13 protein-coding genes and 1 pseudogene are annotated in these 17384 nt (G+C 70.2%); 6 read left to right on the forward strand and 8 right to left on the reverse strand.

The window, feature by feature from the left end:
* Positions 1-61: 61 nt before the first annotated feature.
* On the forward strand, positions 62-2452 hold the full coding sequence (locus OG819_RS16525) for a tetratricopeptide repeat protein (protein WP_266650099.1): 2391 nt from the start codon (positions 62-64) through the stop codon (positions 2450-2452).
* Here OG819_RS16525 and OG819_RS16530 read toward each other — a convergent pair.
* Positions 2433-2630 (reverse strand): DUF397 domain-containing protein, encoded by a 198-nt coding sequence (locus OG819_RS16530; RefSeq protein WP_266650101.1) that lies wholly within the window; start codon positions 2628-2630, stop codon positions 2433-2435. The genes OG819_RS16525 and OG819_RS16530 overlap by 20 nt on opposite strands.
* On the opposite strand from OG819_RS16530, the pseudogene OG819_RS16535 reads away from it, so the two are divergent.
* Positions 2611-2775 (forward strand): annotated as a pseudogene (locus OG819_RS16535) (ATP-binding protein); the annotation flags it as partial. The gene OG819_RS16530 and the pseudogene OG819_RS16535 sit on opposite strands and share 20 nt — an antisense overlap.
* Positions 2776-2981: 206 nt before the next feature.
* Here OG819_RS16535 and OG819_RS16540 read toward each other — a convergent pair.
* Positions 2982-4049: an esterase-like activity of phytase family protein gene (locus OG819_RS16540; protein WP_266650103.1), complete on the reverse strand. Its 1068-nt coding sequence runs from the start codon at positions 4047-4049 to the stop codon at positions 2982-2984.
* Between the two features lie 170 nt (positions 4050-4219).
* Positions 4220-4435 (reverse strand): hypothetical protein, encoded by a 216-nt coding sequence (locus OG819_RS16545; RefSeq protein ID WP_266650105.1) that lies wholly within the window; start codon positions 4433-4435, stop codon positions 4220-4222.
* Positions 4436-4667: 232 nt separating this feature from the next.
* On the opposite strand from OG819_RS16545, the gene OG819_RS16550 reads away from it, so the two are divergent.
* Positions 4668-5783, forward strand: a complete 1116-nt coding sequence (locus OG819_RS16550; protein WP_266650107.1) for an ADP-ribosylglycohydrolase family protein — start codon at positions 4668-4670, stop codon at positions 5781-5783.
* Between the two features lie 133 nt (positions 5784-5916).
* Here OG819_RS16550 and OG819_RS16555 read toward each other — a convergent pair whose 3' ends face one another.
* Together OG819_RS16555 and OG819_RS16560 are read right to left on the reverse strand one after the other, a co-directional pair.
* Positions 5917-7497, reverse strand: coding sequence for a sodium:solute symporter family protein (locus OG819_RS16555; RefSeq protein WP_266583149.1), 1581 nt, complete (start codon positions 7495-7497; stop codon positions 5917-5919).
* Positions 7498-7852: 355 nt separating this feature from the next.
* The gene (locus OG819_RS16560; RefSeq protein WP_266433632.1) at positions 7853-8638 is read right to left on the reverse strand and encodes an SDR family oxidoreductase; all 786 of its coding nucleotides are present in this window, start codon (positions 8636-8638) and stop codon (positions 7853-7855) included.
* A 148-nt stretch (positions 8639-8786) separates the two neighbouring features.
* Here OG819_RS16560 and OG819_RS16565 point away from each other — a divergent pair, with 148 nt between their 5' ends.
* Positions 8787-9626: a hypothetical protein gene (locus tag OG819_RS16565; RefSeq protein ID WP_266625557.1), complete on the forward strand. Its 840-nt coding sequence runs from the start codon at positions 8787-8789 to the stop codon at positions 9624-9626.
* A 162-nt stretch (positions 9627-9788) separates the two neighbouring features.
* Here the strand turns inward: OG819_RS16565 and OG819_RS16570 are convergent, their stop codons facing one another.
* The 3 genes from OG819_RS16570 to OG819_RS16580 all read right to left on the reverse strand — a co-directional run bounded on the left by OG819_RS16570 (position 9789) and on the right by OG819_RS16580 (position 12283).
* Positions 9789-9998, reverse strand: coding sequence for a DUF397 domain-containing protein (locus OG819_RS16570; protein ID WP_266650110.1), 210 nt, complete (start codon positions 9996-9998; stop codon positions 9789-9791).
* Positions 9999-10261: 263 nt separating this feature from the next.
* A complete protein-coding gene (locus OG819_RS16575; RefSeq protein ID WP_266625553.1) occupies positions 10262-11119 on the reverse strand; it encodes a helix-turn-helix transcriptional regulator in 858 nt (285 codons plus the stop codon).
* A 408-nt stretch (positions 11120-11527) separates the two neighbouring features.
* The gene (locus OG819_RS16580; RefSeq protein WP_067372212.1) at positions 11528-12283 is read right to left on the reverse strand and encodes a GPP34 family phosphoprotein; all 756 of its coding nucleotides are present in this window, start codon (positions 12281-12283) and stop codon (positions 11528-11530) included.
* Between the two features lie 230 nt (positions 12284-12513).
* Between OG819_RS16580 and OG819_RS16585 the strand changes: the two genes are divergently transcribed.
* Together OG819_RS16585 and OG819_RS16590 are read left to right on the forward strand one after the other, a co-directional pair.
* Positions 12514-15111 (forward strand): D-alanyl-D-alanine carboxypeptidase, encoded by a 2598-nt coding sequence (locus OG819_RS16585; protein ID WP_266650112.1) that lies wholly within the window; start codon positions 12514-12516, stop codon positions 15109-15111.
* 298 nt (positions 15112-15409) lie between these two features.
* Positions 15410-17338: an MFS transporter gene (locus tag OG819_RS16590; RefSeq protein ID WP_266650114.1), complete on the forward strand. Its 1929-nt coding sequence runs from the start codon at positions 15410-15412 to the stop codon at positions 17336-17338.
* Positions 17339-17384 lie beyond the last annotated feature (46 nt).

The following is a 17384-nucleotide window of genomic DNA, read 5'->3' on the forward strand; positions in this document are numbered from 1 at the left end:
CTTCCTCCCGCCGGTCCTGAGCCAGAATGGGCAAGGCGGGTTTTCGGGGGAGGGCGGACAAATGGCGCAGGCGCGACGACCGTCGATGCAGGAGCTGATCGCTCGGCGCAGACGGGCGGGATTCGTGGGGCGGAGCCACGAACGGGCCGTGTTCCGGCGGAACCTGGAGCTGCGGCCCGAGGACGAACGCCACCGCTTCCTCTTCCATGTGCACGGCAACGCGGGAGTCGGAAAGACCTTTCTGGTGAGGGAGTTCGAGCAGACAGCCCGGGACTGCGGGGCCTTGACGGCGTACGTCGACGAGGGCGTCGGTAGCGTGCCCGAGGCGATGGGCACGATCAGTCGCCAACTCGGCGTACAGTGCCGTAGGTTCAAGGAACTGGATCGGCTGCTCGCCGTCCATCGTGAGCGGCGCCACGAGGCCGAGGCGCTCGCCGTGGTCGACGCCGAACCCGGAGAGCCCTCGGCGGCCGGCCTGGTGGTCGCACGCGCCGGACTGGTCGGACTTGGCATGGTGCCGGGCGTGGGCGCCCTCGCGGGCGCCCTGGACGCCGGCCAACTCGCCCAGAGCGCCGACCGGTTGCGGGCGAGCCTCAGCGCCCGCTTCCGCAGCCAAGAGGACGTGCAACTGGTCCTGACACCCGAACGGGTGCTGACGCCGGTGCTGCTGGGCGAACTGTCGGAGGTGGCGTCGGCGGCGCCGTGGGTCGTCCTGTTCTTCGACACCTACGAACGCACCGGACCGTTCCTCGACGGCTGGCTGCACGAGGTGATGACCACCGACCGTTACGGCACTCTGCCCGCCGACGTCGTCGTCGTCACCTCCGGCCAACGCCCCTTCGACACCGCCCGCTGGGGCGGCTTCGCGGACTTCATGACGGACGTGCCGCTCGGGCCGTTCACGGAGGCGGAGGCACGGGGTCTGCTCGCCGGCAAAGGGGTGGTGGCCGAACCGGTGGTCGATGAGGTGCTGCGGCTCACGGGCGGGCTGCCGGTGCTGGTGTCGACCCTCGCGCAGACCCGGCCCGCCGACCCGGACGACGTGGGAGACCCGAGCACGACGGCAGTGGAGCGGTTCCTGAAGTGGGAGCCGGATCCGGTGCGGCGCGCGGTCGCCCTGGCGTGTGCGCTGCCGCGGCGGCTGGACGCGGACGTGTTCCGAGTGGCGGTGGACTGCGCGGACACCGAACTCGACGCGCTGTACGGCTGGTTGCGGGAACGACCGTTCGTCGACGAACGCGGCGACCGGATGCAGTACCACGACGTCGTACGGGCACCGATGCTGCGCCTCCAGCGCAAGGGCTCGCCCAGGCGGTGGGCCGAGCGGCACGAGCGGCTCGCGGCGGCCTTCGCCGGGTGGCGGGAGGAGACCGAGGCCGGACTGGAGGACGGCTACGGGTGGGCCGACGAGGACTGGCGGGAGCTGCGCCTCGCGGAGTCCTACCACCTGCTGTGTGCCGCACCCCGCTCCGCGCTTCCCGCCGTCCTCACCGACGTCGTGGATGCCTGCGGACAGGCGGACGACCTGGTGAGGCGCTGGGTGCGGCTGCTGGCCGACGCGGGAGAGGACGCGGACGCCCAGGCCGTGCGGGCCTGCGGAAGCGACCTGACACGGGCGCTCGACGAGGGGGGCAAGCCCGAGGTGCTCCGGCTGCTGCTGGGCCGGGCGCGGGGCGACGAGCCCTGGCGGGCGCGGGCGCGGGCGGAGCTGGCCGACACCCTCGCGCGGGACGGTGCGTACGAACGCGCCCTGGAGGAGTACGGCCGCGCCCTCGCCCTGGACCCGGACCTGGTGCGGGCCCACCGGGGGCGGGCCCTGACCCGTAGCGGCCTGGGCGACCACGAGGGGGCACTCGCCGACGTCGAACACGTCGTGGAACTGGAGCCGGACAACCCCAACAACATCATCCTGCGCGGCGAGTACCACCGCCTCCTGCGCCATCACGACGAGGCGGTCCGGGACCTGAGCGAAGGCATACGCCGCGACCCGGCCAACGCCTTCGCCCGGGCCTCCCGAGGCGCCACCCACGAGCGCGCCGGAGACCTCGACGCGGCCCTCGCCGACTTCGGCCGCGCGCTCGACCTCAAGCCGGACTACGCCTGGGCGCTGGGCCGCCGGGCCCGGGTCTGGCGCGGACTCGCCGACCACGAGCGCCAGTTGGCCGACCTCGACCGGGCCCTCGTCCTGTGGCCCGACTGGGGCTGGGGCCACTGCGAACGCGGCGACGCCCTCCGGGTGGCCGGCCGCGACGAGGAGGCCCTCGCCGACTACGACGAGGCGCTCGCCATCGACCCCGAGTACGTTTCCGCACACGCCAGCCGGGGCGCGGCGCTGGCCAACCTGGGCCGCCGTGAGGAGGCACTCGCCGCCCTGGACCGCGCGCTGGAGCTGCGCCCCTCCTACGAGTGGGCCGCCGCCCTGCGCGCCCGCCTCAGCGGCGGACCGAACTGACGAACTCCGTCCAGGAGGCGCCGGTGAAGGCCAGCTGGGCGCGCTGCTTGTCCTTGGAGTCGCGGACGTGGATGGTGGCGGCGGCGGGGGCTATGGCGACTTCGACGCACTCGGGTCCGTCGTTGCTGCTGTAGCTGCTCTTGAACCACTCCAGGGCCGTGGCAACGGCCCGTGACACCCGGCGCCGAGCGTCCCTGAGGGTGCTCGCCTGTGTCTGCCGGGCCTGCGGCGGCGAGTGGGGTTTCGACGAGTCACGGGAACCGGGCGGCGGTACGCGGATGTGGGCGACCCTGCCGAGGGCGAGCGCGGCGGCGTACGGCTCGGATGGGCTGTCCATCTCCGGCTGGAGGGAAGAGACCGACGAAAACTCCGGATTCTGCGACGGTGGACGCCATTCCTCGGTGAGGGTGGGCTGGCGCGCGCTGCCCGGTCTGGTTGGTGCCGACGTGGAGCTGCTTCCGGGCCGAAGGCTACATACCCCCGCCTCGCCCGCCGTTCGCGTCGCGAGCGGCGGGCTGCGGGGGAGGGGCTACCGCTGGGGCAGCCGCGCGGTGAGGGTGTACAGCCGGGTGGTCTGCGACGCGCGCTGGTTGTCGTCGCTGACCAGCAGCAGCTCCAGTCGCCCGGCGTCGTCAATCCCGGTTACGGTGACGCCCTCGATGTTGTCCAGCAGCGGGTTCGGCTGGGCCTGCTTGGCGGTGGCGCCCAGCGACGGGCAGGAGCCGATGTCGGTCAGCAGCGTCTTGGCGGCGAGGCGCACGCCGGGCTGACCGGCCGTGACCGTCTCGACGAGGCTGACGTCGGAGGCGTGCCGCAGGTCGGCCAGGTACAGGCGGACGGTGTTGCCGACGTTGGGGGTGTAGCCGCGCTCCAGCACGATCAGTCGGCCGTCTCCGGTCGAGGTGATGTCGGAGATGTCCAGGCCCGCGTCGCTCTGGAAGGCGTACTGCGGGCCGAGCCGGAAGGAGTCGGAGTCACCGATCCGCTGCCAGGTCTGGAAGCGGCGGATATCGGCGCCGTCGCCGCTGAGCGCCCCCTCCATGGAGGCGACCAGCGTGTGGCCGCCTGGCAGCATCGCCAGTCCCTCGAAGGTCAGGTTGTGCGTGGCCCGCCCGGCCGGCGCCACCTTGAGGGCATCGGGCACCGGCAGGCTGTCGACGACGTGGCCGGAGCGGGTGAAGCGCAGGATGGACGGCTGGGTCTCGTCGGTGATCAGCCGGGTGCCGTCCCGGTCCACGACTACGGCCTCGGAGTCCACCTTCTGGCCGGCCGCCCCGGTCAGCGGCAGGACCGAGACCGGCTTCTTCGTCTGGGAGTCGAGGCTGAACAGATACGAGTCGTCGGCCACAGCGAGCAGCTGGCCGTTGGTGTCGCGGGTCAGCCCCGACAATTCAGCGACGGGCACGCCGGCGAACGTGGTCTTGTCCAACGTGTCGGAGAACCCGTCGATGGCTACCCGCGGCGAGCAGGCGTGGGCGGCATCCTGCGACGAGCCGTACTCGCCGCGCTCGCCATTCGGGTTGGCGTGCGCGGAGGGGGCGGTGACGACGAGCGCGGTCAACAGGGAAGCGGTGAGGGGCAGAAGGCGGAGGGACACGGCAGGATCCTCTTAAGTCCGTTACGGGCAGCGCAATGTGATCTCATACTTATCTACGCGCGTCACTTCGCGGGTTACGCGATTGTAAAGACTCTTGGTGGAAGGCCGATCCGTGCGGAGTGCCGGGTTGTCCGCTGCCCGCATCGAGTTGGTCCAGGCCGATCCCGTTGTCAATGCGGAGGCTCCTCAAAGGCCCCGCGAGGTAGGCGACTTGCGGTCCGGCGCAGCAACTGCCGTCGCCGTCCGCGGGCCGCGCCGCCGGCTGCGAGCGCGGTCCGGTCGGTGCCGAAGGTGTCGCCGGCCTGGTGAAGGGCGGCGGAGAGCCGGTCCTCGAAGGGGTTGCCGGGGAGGTTGTCGGACGGATCGCTGTACTGGTCGACGGGCATACTGACTGCGGCTGCATGTCAGTTCACCGAATCCCCCGACTTCTACCTGTCGCTCCGCTACCGGGGTGGCGCCTTCCGCGTGACCGTCTACGTTCGTCACCGACTGGTACTGACCAGGTGAGTTCACTCGACCCTCACTCCGTATACCGATCGAGCCCCTGAACGGACCGTTCCCGGTCGATTACAGTGCTGTACTCGCGGACGTACGGTCGGTGCCTGGGGAGGTCTCTCGGTGGGTGCGACAGCCGGTACCGTCTGGGGCCGTGCGGAGCAGCAGGACTTCCGCAGCCGGGTACGCGGGACGCTGCTGGGCGCGGCCGTCGGGGACGCCCTGGGGACGCCGGTCGACGGGCTCACCCTGGAGCAGATCCGGGAGGCCCACGGCGCGGAGGGGCTTGTCGACCTCGCCTTCGGGCACGGGCGGCGCGGCTCGGTCACCCACCTCACCCAGCTCACCCTCTTCACCCTCGACGGTCTGATACGCGCCCAGGTACGCCGTGACACCGGCGCCTGGCATCCGCCCACCGACCTTCACCGGGCCTACCGCCGCTGGGCGGCCACCCAGAGCGACTGGGGCCCCGACGAGCGCCGCAAGGACGACGGCTGGCTGGCCCGTGAGGAGTGGCTGTACGCCCGCCGGGACCCGGCCCGCTCCTGCCTGATCGGCTTCGGCGACGACGTCATGGGCACGCTGGAGGCGCCCAAGAACCCCGGCGAGCCCGGTCCCGAGGCCGCCGCCCGCTCCGCGCCCTTCGGACTGCTCGTCGGCTGGGAGCCGCAGCTCGTGATGCAGCTCGCCGTCGAGTGCGCCGCGCAGACGCACGGGCACCCCACGGCGTACCTGGCGGCGGGCGCGTACGCCGTCATCGTGCACGCGCTGGCTCGCGGCGAGAGCCTCGACGGGGCGGTGCAGCGGGCGCTGGCGATCCTCGCGGTGCGGCCGGGGCAGCAGCCCGTCGCGGACGCGCTCCAGCATGCGCTGGGGGCCGTGCGGCAGGGGATGCCGACGCCGGGGCGGGTGGAGGAGCTCGCCGGGGACGGTACGGCGGAGGGGTTGCTCGCGGTCGCCGTGTACTGCGCGTTGGTGGGGGAGGACATCCGGCACGGCCTGTGCCTCGCGGTGAACCAGGGTGGGCCCTCCGGGGTGGCCGGTGCGCTCACCGGGGGGCTGCTCGGCGCCCTGCACGGCGAGACGGCCCTGCCGCCGGCCTGGCTGACCGAGCTGGAGGGCCGTCCCACGATGCTGGTCCTGGCGGACGACTTCGCCATGGAGATGACGCAGGGCCCGGCCCTGCACGGACCGGGCGGTTCCGCCCCGGGCTGGCTGGCCCGTTACCCGAGGGCCTGAGGCGGGGGCGAAGCCCCGCCTCAGGGGCGCGGGGAACTGCGCGACCAGCCCCCACCGGTCCGCAGCCGAACGACGTCCCCGCTTGAGGACCCCGCAGGCCGGCAGCCGTACGACTGCCGGCCGGCGGAGGTTCTCAGACGCCGGACGGGCTGGCGGTGCCGGCCCCGTCCGCGGCTTCCGCCGGCGCCGGGATCGCCGCGGCCGCGGCCCCGTCCCCGTCGTCGTCCGTGTTGATCTTCTCGATGATCGCGTCCCGCTCCGGCGTGTCCTCGGGCTTGAGGAAGCCGATCAGGATGTACAGGACGAGGGAGATGGCCATCGGGAGGGAGACCTGGTACTCCAGCTTCACATCCGTGCGCTGGGAGAAGTCCAGGTGGTAGTTGACGAAGAAGAACGCGAGCAGACCACAGGCCCAGCTGGTGAGCGCCGCCGTCGGGCCGGACTTACGGAACGGTCGCAGCAGGCCCAGGATGAACGGGATCGCGATCGGACCCATGAGTCCCGCCACCCATTTGATGACGACCGTGATGATGTCCTTGAAGGTGGGCGAGTTGACCTGCGTCGCCACCGCCATCGAGAACCCGAGGAAGGCGACGGTCGTGACCCGCCCCGCGATGAGGCCGGCCCTGGTGTCCCAGCTGCGCGCGGCCTTGGAGAGGACCGGGGCCACGTCCCGGGTGAAGACGGCGGCGATGGCGTTGGCGTCCGACGAGCACATGGCCATCGTGTGCGAGAAGAAGCCGACCACGACCAGGCCCAGCAACCCGTGGGGCAGGAGCTGTTCGGTCATCAGACCGTACGCGTCCGAGCCGTCCGGCTTCTTCGCCGTGACGAGGAGCGGCGACAGCCACATCGGGATGAAAAGGATCACCGGCCACACGAACCAGAGCGCGGCGGACAGGAAGGCCGACTTCGTGGCCTGCTTGGCGCTGCCCGTCGCCATGTAGCGCTGGGCCTGGTTCCACATCCCGCCGTTGTACTCGAACAGCTTGATGAACAGGTACGCGATGAAGAAGACGGTGAGGTACGGGCCCGCGAAGCCGTTCGCGTGACCGTGCAGCTTCGGCGAGTCCAGCGCCTTGGACAGACCTCCCTGGTCGGAGATCTTGTTCAACGCGATGATCAGCATGGACAGACCCGCCAGCAACTGGATCACGAACTGGCCCAGTTCGGTCAGCGCGTCCGCCCACAGACCGCCGATCGTGCAGTACACGGCCGTGATGCCACCGGTGATGAGGATGCCCTGGGTGAGCGTGACCCCGGTGAAGACGCTGAGCAGGGTCGCGATCGCCGCCCATTTCGCACCGACGTCCACGATCTTCAGGAGGATGCCGGACCAGGCGAGTGCCTGCTGTGTCGGCACGTTGTAGCGGTCCTTGAGGTATTCGAGGGGTGAGGCGACGTGCAGTCGGGAGCGGAGCCGGTTGAGCCGGGGCGCGAACAGTTTCGCGCCGAGCAGCACGCCGATGGCGATGGGCAGCGCCCAGGTGACGTACGAGGTGATGCCGTACGTGTACGCGATACCGGCGTACCCGGTGAACATCACCGCGCTGTAGCCCGACATGTGGTGCGAGATGCCGGACAGCCACCAGGGCATCTTGCCGCCCGCGGTGAAGAAGTCGCTGACGTCGTCCACACGCTTGTGGGACCAGACACCGATCGCGGTCATGACACCGAAGTACGCGACCAGGACGGCCCAGTCGAAGCCGTTCATGTGCCCCCTCCAGGGGTCCGCCTTGTGAACTTGCAGATACCGGACGGCACTTCGCCAGTACGCACATGGGCGGCGCCCCCGTGCGGGAGCGGGGACTTTGGGGATTGAACCGCCGTTCGGAGGGGGCGGTCAAGACCTTTCCCGGTCACAGATATGAACGCAGATCAGAAAGCAGAACGATTTTGCCTCCACTTTACCCGTACGGCTGTTGTCGTGCTCGTGACGTGGACCACACCATGAGCGGGCACTTCGTCAGACGACACGGCAAGGTCACACCGACGAGTCGACAGACGTACGGGATGCGGGTCCCGCACGGCTGGGAAGGGACGGCCGACTGGTTCCGCCATCGGTACCGCTAGCGCATGAGTTCGCCGGCGTTCACGAGCAGCGACTGCCCCGTGATCGCCCGTGCCCGGTCGGACGCCAGGAACACCGCGGCGTCCGCCACATCTCCGTCCGTGGCCAGCTCGGGCAGCGCCATCCGCTCGGTGAGCCGCTTCAGGACGTCCGCCTCCGGTACGCCCTCGGTGTGCGCCGTGAACTGGACGTACGCCTCGACGGGCGGCCCCCACATCCATCCGGGCAGCACGGTGTTCACGCGGACGCGATGGGGGCCCAGCTCCCTCGCCAACGAGTACATCGCGCTCGTCAGCGCGCCCTTGGATGCCGCGTACGCGGCCTGCCGCACCTGGCTCGGCGCGGCCACCGACGACTGCGTCCCGATGATGACGACCGAGCCGCCGCACACCTTCAGCGCGGGCAGACAGGCCCGGGTCATCCGCAGGGTGCCCAGCAGATTCACGTCGATGACCGACTGCCAGGTGGTGAAATCCGCGTCCTCCAGGCCGCCGAAGTAGCTGTCCCAGGCGGCCACATGCACCACCGCGTCGATCCGCCCGAACCGCTCCGTCGCCAGCTCCGCGAGCGCCTCGCACTGCTTCTCGTCCGTGATGTCCGTGGCCCGGTACGCCGTGTGCGCGCCGTCCGGGTCGAGCTCGGCCGCGGACGAGGCGAGATTGGCCTCCGTGCGCGCCCCCAGCACCGCGTTGCCCCCGTCCCGTACGACGGCCGCCGCGACCTGATGACCGAGCCCGGCCCCGACCCCCGAAACGACGACCGTCTTCCCCGCGAGCAGTGACATCGGAAGCCTCCCCTTTTTTTGCGGCTCGGTTCGCCACCGGCGCGCCCCTTCGGCTCACTCGCCTTGGCTTGACTCTGGCGCATTGTCTGACTGAGCGTCAGAGTATGGGCGTCCGGCGGAGGAAGGAAGAGCGAGGAAGGGGATCGTCATGTCGGAGGAGACTCGTAGCGAGGTGTACGCGGAACTGGCCGCCCTCGGCCCGTACGGCGTCCACCCGGGCCACGCCCTGATCACCATGGTCGAACCGCACCCCGGCCACGAGTACGCGTACAACCGCTGGTACGAGGATGATCATTTCATCGCGGGAGCGATGGCCATGCCCTGGATGTACGCGGGGCGACGCTGGGTGGCCACCCGCGACCTGCAACTCCTGCGCTACCCCGAGAAATCGGCGATCGCCCAGCCGGTCACCGCCGGCTGCTACCTCTCGACGTACTGGGTCACCGAGGGCCGCTACGACGACCACATGAGGTGGACCGTCGGCATCAACAAACGGCTGAACCGCGACGGCCGGGTCTACCAGGACCGTACGCACGTCTTCACGGCCTTCCAGGACCACGAGGCCACGGTGTACCGCGACGGCGCCGCGGGGCCCCGCGACTTCCACGCCCTGGACCACCCCTACGCGGGCCTCGTCCTCCAGGTCGTCGACGCCGACTCCGCCGCCGGGCGCGCCGAACTGCTGGAGTGGCTGCGCGCCCGCCACCTCCCCCGGCGCCTGGCGGGCTCCCCGGCCGCGATGGTGACCGTCTTCCGCCCCACCCCGCTCCCCGGCGACCGTATGACGTACGTGAAGCAGGTCGAGGGCGTCGACACCCGGCTGACCCTCCTGTGGTTCCTGGAGACGGACCCGAGGGAGTGCTGGGAGGACCACTTCGGGGGACTGGAGGAGGCGGTGGCCGAAGGAGGGTTGGGGAAGGTGGAGCTGGTGGCCCCCTTCGTCCCGACGGTGCCGGGGACCGATACGTATGTGGACCGGCTGAGGTAGCGGGTCTGGCGCGGGAAAGCACCGAGCCCCCTCGGCCAGGACGGCGGGCCAGTCGAGAGGGCTCTTTCAGTGGTGCGTGTACCGCACGTGGTGCATGCGGTACCGGTGGTGCGTATGCGGTTGGTCGGTGCAGTTGTGGGTGGTGAGGTTGAGGGCGATGCATCAGGCGAGGTCGAAAGCTCCCCGGCTGACCTCCGCCACGAAGGCGTTCCACGAGTTCGCGGGGAACGCCAGCGTGGGGCCGTCGGGGACCTTCGAGTCCCGTACGGCCAGGGCCGCGAGAAGCGGGGACTTGACCTCGATGCATGCGCCGTTGCCGGCCGAATACGAGGACTTCGTCCACGTTTCCGTAGCACCCTGAAGAATTGCCATTTTTGCTCCGGTAGCCAGTGTCGAGTTGCTGTCACGGCACTGCCGGTCCCTGCCGGAACCAGCGGTGCGGATTGCGCCAACGTTGTTACGTGATGGCGTGATCGACGCTACTCGCCAACATCGGCGGGTGAAGCAGCCATTCACTCGACCGGGTGGCATATTCCAGTGGAGTCTTCCGTCCCGAGGTGGCGAAGGTGTAGCACCCGCGCCTTACTGGTCGGCAGCTCGGAGAATCGTTCCCCCGGATGCTGGTCCGCCCGAATTCAGCGCGCGAACTCCTTCGCGATGTCCACGATGAACTGGCGCGACTGGTCGACGTTCAGGGCCTGGGCCCGCAGGTGTTCGTACATGACGCTGTACTTCTGCACGTCAGCGGCCTTCTCCAGATAGAGGTCACTGGTGACCCCCTCGATGTAGACGACGCTCGAATCGGCCGCGTCGGGGAACTCCAGGATCGCGTACTGGCCATTGAGACCGGGATGAGCCCCCACCTCGTACGGCAGCACCTGCACGGTGATGTGCGGGAGCTGGGACATCTCGGCGAGGTGCTCCAACTGCTCGCGCATCACCTGCCGGTTCCCGACCACCCGATGCAGGGCGGCCTCGTCGAGCACCGCCCAGAGGCGGAGAGGGGAGTCCTCGGTGGAGACACGTTCCTGCCGCCGCAGGCGCACCTGGACGCGTTTTTCGATGTCGGTCGTCGAAGTCTCCGGCAGTGCACCCTGGATGAGCGCCTCGGCGTAAGGGCGGGTCTGCAACAGGCCGGGCACGATCTGGGGTTCGTAGGCGCGCAGAGACGCGGCGTCGGTTTCCAGCCCGATGTAGACGCTGTACGGGATGTCTCCGAAGGAGTGCCACCAGCCCTGCTGGCGCGAGTCCTTGGCCATCTGCATCAGGGAGTCGACGATCCGGTGGTCCTCGACCTCGTAGACCCCGCACAGATCGCGGACGTCGCGCTGGCTGATACTGCGCCGCCCGTTCTCCAGCCGGCTGATCTTCGACTGCGAGACCAGCAGTCGCTCGGCGACCTCTTCGGCCGTCATGCCCTTGAGCTCGCGGAGCCGGCGCAGCTCCTGGCCCAGCCGGCGCCGCCGGACGGTGGGATTGACATTGGACGCCACGGGACGTGCACCTCCGGCTGCGGGCCTCTACTTTGCGTATCTGCTGTTGAGCAGACTGCCACCAAGGTGCGTTCTACCGCTGGAAAACACCGGATATGCGCTGGGTACACGCCAGTTCGGAGATCTGGCATACATATCACGCGGATCGTGTACGCGTACGTCGTCTTCACCCGTACCGCGCGCATATGCGCGGCGCCGGGAAATGCGGCCGCGCGGGGCGGTGGAGCCGTGTCGTCGTCCGGACGTACGGCCCCACCGTCCCGCGCGAGCCAGCGGCTCCCGAACCGGGTCTTGGGGACTGCGGTGCGGCGCTGGGGTCGTGCCTGCGGTGCGTGGCGGTGCTCTTCAGTGGTGCGTGGTCGTGCGTGGTGGTGCGTACGGTGCCTGGTGGCGCCGTGGGACTGCGGCTCAGTGGACCACGGCGCGCGCCATGGAACCGTGGCGCGGTTGCATCGGAACACCGCGAGCGGGTTCCGGTGCGGACCTGACTCCGGCGGTGGCTGGACGGCCTGCCGGTGCCGGGTTGCGGCGTGGCTGTGCACCCACACCGTTCTGAACGTCCATGACCGCGTGGGCCACGAGGCCGCCCATGGGGTCATGCCTGATCAGGTCCCGTAGCCGGGAGCGGGACGAGCGTCCCTCGTTGCCCGGGTACAGGTGCTTGCCGAGACCGACCGCATGGGCCAGCGCGGCGAGCGCCGCGGTCCGCGGGTCCGGCGGTACGCCGGTGCGGATCGCGCTGTCCAGCCGGGACCTGATCTCCCGGCTGATCTCCGTGTCCGTCGCTTGGTAGCGAGTCGTCGGAAGCACCCCGCACATCTGGCCGGCGACGGCATGGACCATGCCGCACCTCTCCAGATGCGAGAGGTAGGTCTGGCGCAGCCCCAGCCGGGGTCCGCCAATCCAGTTGACCGCGCGTACGGGTGCTCCGCGTCGGCGAAGCAGTTCCAACGCACAGTCCAGTGTTGGATCTCCAGTCGGCCGTGGCTGCACCACGGCGATACGATCCCCGTCTGGGGCTATCCGTCCGGCCAGCGCCAGCTCTACTAGCTGTGCTCCGGCCAGACCGAGGTCGAGCGACTGCGGCTGTGCGGTGGTACCCGTGGTCGGGTCCAGCGCCAGCAGCAGAAGCTCTTCCGGAAGTGTTCTGCGGCTCCTGCCCATCCATGCCTCCCCGCGTGGATGAATGACAGGGTGACCCCTCTCACATTGGTCTGTCGAGAGTGCCTGACCGGTTCGTGATGGAACCAGTAGGTATGTCGTTCTCGTCTACCGCAGGGGTTAAGCCCGCACACAGGACACTGGTGCATGGTTCGGACAGCGATGTCCGGGCGGCGGGGCAAGGGTTTTACGGTTCGTTGGGCGCCCGGTGGGGGCGCACGGAGGAGGCATCGGTGGCGGGCGAGTCCCCCGACAGGTCGAAGCGGCACGAGTCGTCGGCGCCGTCGGCAGAAGCGACGCCGGGGACCCCGGCCGCGGTTCCGGGCCCGGGCCGGGCCGCCGCGTCGGCGGCATCGGCCGATCCCCGTCTGGCGGTGGCTCGCGAACGGGCCGCCACGGTGCGGGTGGATCAGGCGACGGCGGTGTTCTCGACGCGGGCGTTGGCGGAAGGTTCCGCCGGGTCCGGAGGGAAGGGCCCCGTGGAGGACGCGCGACTGCGCGAGGCGGTGGCCGCCTGGGTGTCAGGCGCGGACGAGAAGGCCCCTGAGGGGGAGTCCGGGGTTCCGGAAGGCTCCGAGGACCCGGAGGGCCCCAACAAGGGCTCCAAGGGCGCGGAGAAGGCCGGTACGGCGGCGGAGGGGGACGACGCCGGGGCGGAGACGGAGACGGAGGCCGACGCCGGGACCGACGTTGAGGCCGGGGCCGAAGCGGGGGTCGAGGGCGAAGCTGACGAGGAGTCGGCTTCGGAGTCCGGCGCCAAGTCCGAGGCTGAGGCCAAGTCCGAGGCTGAGGCTGAGGCCGAAGTTGAGGCCCAGAGCGCGGCGGTGGGTGACGCCGACGCCGAATCGGAGACGGACGCGAAGGCCACGTCGGACGCCAAGTCCGAGACGGAGTCCGAGACGGAGTCCGAGACGGAGTCCGAGACCAAGACCGGGACCGAGGACGCGAAGCCGGAGGCGAAGGACTCTCCGGAGGACGCGCCCGAGACGTCTGAGACCTCCGAAGACTCCGAAGGTTCTGAAGATTCCGCGACCCCCGAGGCCCCCTCGGACGTCGAGGACTCCGAGGACGCAGCGGCGCAGCAGGACGCTGATGACGACTCGCCGTCCGCCGACGACTCGCCGTCCGCTGATGACTCACCGTCAGCGAAGGACGCCCCGGACGTCGACGCCGCCGCCGAGCCCGTCGACCATCCCACCGCCATCTTCAAGGCGCCGAAGCGCCCGGCGGTGGACCAGCCGACCACCATGCTCAAACTGGGCGGCGCCAAGCCGGCCACCGACAAGCCCGCGGACCGGTCGAAGGCGGATCAGCCCAAGGCGGACCAGCCCAAGGCGGACCGCTCGAAGCCCGAGGCCCCGTCCGAGCGCACCAGTAAGTTCGTGGCCCTCAAGCCTCTCGACGAACCCGTGTCGAGGCTGAAGCCGAAGACGACCGCGACCCCGCCCGTTCCCTCCGCTTCCTCCTCGCCCTCGGGGGTCGCCCCCGCCGACGCCACCGCCGCCCTCCCGCAGGTCGGCCCGGAGCGCACCACTCAGCAGCCGCTGCCGCCGAAGCCGCCGCTGGACCTGCTGGCCGAGCTGACGAACACGCCGCCGCCCCCGCAGACCCCGGTGCGGACACTCGCGCGCCGGGTGAAGATCTGGACGCCGCTGGCCCTGCTGCTCGCGGTCGTCTTTGCGGTCGCACAGTCGCTGCGGCCGCTGCCGACCCCCACGCTCGACCTCACCGCCGAATCCAGCTACACCTTCGACGGCGGCGACGCCTCCATCCCGTGGCCGTCCTCCGGTCAGGGCGCGCTCGACGTCCAGGGCATCGGTTCGTTCGGCACGTCCGGCGCGCAGAAGGCGGCGCCGATCGCGAGCGTCGCCAAGGTGATGACGGCGTACCTGATCCTGCGCGAGCACCCGATCAAGTCCGGTGACGGAGCGAAGATCAAGGTGGACCAGAAGGCCGAGGACCAGTCGGACGCCGGCGACGAGTCGACGGTCAACGTGCACGCGGGCGACACCATCACGCAGAAGGAGGCCCTGGAGGGTGTCCTGATCGCCTCGGCGAACAACGTGGCCCGCTTGCTGGCGCGCTGGGACGCCGGTTCAGAGACGGCCTTCGTCGCCAAGATGAACGCCGCCGCCAAGGAACTCGGGATGGCGAACACGACGTACACCGACCCGTCCGGCCTGACGAAGACGACCGTGAGCACGGCCGCGGACCAGGTGAAGCTGGCCAAGGCCGCGATGAAGGACGCTTCCTTCCGCGAGGTCGCCCGGATGATGGAGTACACCGACTACAAGGGCACCAAGCACAGCAACTGGAACCACCTCGTCGGCTCCAACAACGTCATCGGCATCAAGACGGGCACCACCACCGCGGCCGGCGGCAACCTCGTCTTCGCGGCGACCAAGGAGGTCGGAGGCGAGGTGCGGACCATCGTCGGCGCGGTGATCAGCCAGGGCCCCGGCGGCTCCGACAACACCATCCTCGGCGGCGCCCTGGCCGCGGGCGACAAGCTGATCCGCGCCGCGCAGGCTTCGCTGAAGTCCGCGACGATCCTGAAGAAGGGCGATGTCGTCGGTTACGTCGACGACGGGCTCGGCGGCCGTACGCCGGTCGTGATCACCAAGGACGTCACGGCGGTCGGCTGGGCCGGGCTCAAGGTCAAGCTGTCCTTCGTCTCCTCGGAGGTGCCGCACTCCGCGAAGGCCGGCACCAAGGTGGGCACGCTCACCGTGGGCGACGGCGGCAGCAGCGGCGCCGTGCAGGTTCCCGTCGAGCTCCAGAAGGACCTCGTCGAGCCGGGCTTCGGCGCCAAGCTGACCCGCGTGAGCTGAGCGGACGTACGCAGGGGGGTACGGGCGTACGGGGACGGGTACGGGCGTACGAGTGGGGGGCGCTTCCGGCAGGGGGCGTATCCCCCGTACGCCGGAAGTGCCCCGAACGTCATGTGAACGCGCCGTGAGCCCGCCGTGAGCCCGCGGTGAGCGCGGCGCGAACGCACCCGCACCCCGTCGGGGCGCCCCGCCCGGGAGCTCCCTGGCGGGGTGCGTGCTAGCGTCGCGAGATCCGGGCAGGTTTGCGGGCCGCGGGTCCCGGGCCGGACACGAGAAAACGGGACACGGGAGCCTTGCAGTGGCGACAGCGGAGCCGACACACGCCGACGACGCCGATCCTGGACCACGTCCTGGACCGGAGCACGGAGCGGGCTCGCGAATACGGCAGCCCGCACGCGCCACCGCCGTCTCCACGAATGACGTCCCCACGAATGACCGCCCTACGGATGACGCTCCGCCGGAGTCCATGCCGCCCGGGTCCACGACGCCCGAGTCCGTGCCGCAGGACCGACGCACCCGCCTCAAGGCCTTCGCCCGCCGGCACCCCGTCGCCTCCGTCACCGTCCTGGCCGGCCTCCTGCACGTCATCTGGTTCTTCACTTTCGCGAACAGTGGCGGAGACCTCGCCGCGCAGGACGCGTGGGCGGAGTTCGTCGGACGGCACCCGGACTCGGCGTACAACCTCGCCTGGTACGGCGGTATGCACCCGGTGTCGTACAGCGTGGTGTCGCCGTATCTGATGTCGGTCCTCGGCGTCCGTACGACGCTGATGATCGCCGGGACGATCTCGGCGGGCCTGCTGATGATGATCCTCATCCGCAGCCGGGCGATACGGAAGCCGCTCGCGCCCGCCCTCGCGGGTGTCTTCGCGCTCGTCTGCAACGCGATATCGGGGCGAGTCACCTACGGCCTCGGCATGGTTTTCGGGCTCGCCGCGGCGGCCGTGGTCTTCTGCTGGCCGTACCGCTGGCGCTACAAGCGCTGGGCGAAGGCCCTGTGCGCGGCGCCGCTCGCCGCGCTGGCGACCGCCGCGTCGCCGGTGGCGGGACTGTTCGTGGGCCTGGTCGCGGCCGCCCTGTTCCTCCAGAAGCGCCGGCCCGGCGCGTACGCGCTCGGCATCGCGCCGACGATCGTCGTCGCGGTCTCGGCATGGCTGTTCCCCTTCTCCGGCACCCAGCCGATGTCCTTCGGCTCGGCCTCGCTGCCGCTGCTCTACGCCGGGCTGGTCTTCGCACTCGTCCCCAAGGAGTGGAAGACGGTACGGATCACGGCGGCGGTGTACGGCCTCGCCGTGCTCCTCGTGTGGCTGATCAGTTCCCAGATCGGCTCGAACATCTCCCGCCTGGCGATGCTGTTCGCGGGCGCCGTGCTGCTCGCCGCGCTCCCCTTCACCGTGCCGAAGTCACGCAAGTGGTACGTGACTGTCCTCGCCTTCGCCGGATTCGTCGGGTGGATCGGCTTCAAGTCGGTCGACGACATCTTGCACACGACACCGGCGGCGTCCTGGGCCCGCGAGCTCGCTCCGCTGGTCAACCAGCTCCAGGTGGTCGGTGCCGAGAAGGGCCGCGTGGAGGTGGTCCCCGCGCGCTCCCACCGCGAGGCGTCCGCGCTCGCGCCGTACGTGAACCTCGCCCGAGGCTGGAACCGCCAGGCCGACATGGAGCGCAATCCGCTCTTCTACGACGACACCCTCAACTCCGCGAACTACCACGAGTGGCTTCAGCGCTGGGCCGTCCACTACGTGGTGCTGCCCAAGGGCGAACCGGACGGGGACGGCGGCCAACGTGAACGCCAGCTGGTCCAGCGCGGTATGCCCTACCTCCGTCAGATCTGGGGCGACGCGAACTGGCAGCTCTTCTCGGTCACGGACCCCACGCCGCTGGCCGATCCGCCGGCGGTCGTCGACCGGGCGGAGCAGGGCGAACTGACCATCGAGGTGAAGAAGGCGGGCCGCGTCCTCATCCGCATCCCGTACTCCCCGTGGCTCGGGCTCGTCGACGCCAAGGGCAAGAGCGTGAAGCCGCCGCAGGAGACAAAGGAGTCCAAGCACCGTGAGGAGGGCACGCCGAAGACGTACGAGAACCTCAACGGCTGCCTCATGGAAACCGCGGAGAACGCCTCCGGCGACAAGTGGACGGAACTCCTGGCCCCGGCGCCCGGCACGTACCGCCTGGCGGCCCCGTACCAGCTCCCCAGGGGAACCCCGTGCCCCGAGGAACTACGGTGACCTGAACCGGACGCTGGGCGCATCTTTCAGCCCGTCCGGCGTTTGA

The sequence above is a fragment of the Streptomyces sp. NBC_01549 genome (assembly GCF_026339955.1).
GTDB lineage: Bacteria > Actinomycetota > Actinomycetes > Streptomycetales > Streptomycetaceae > Streptomyces.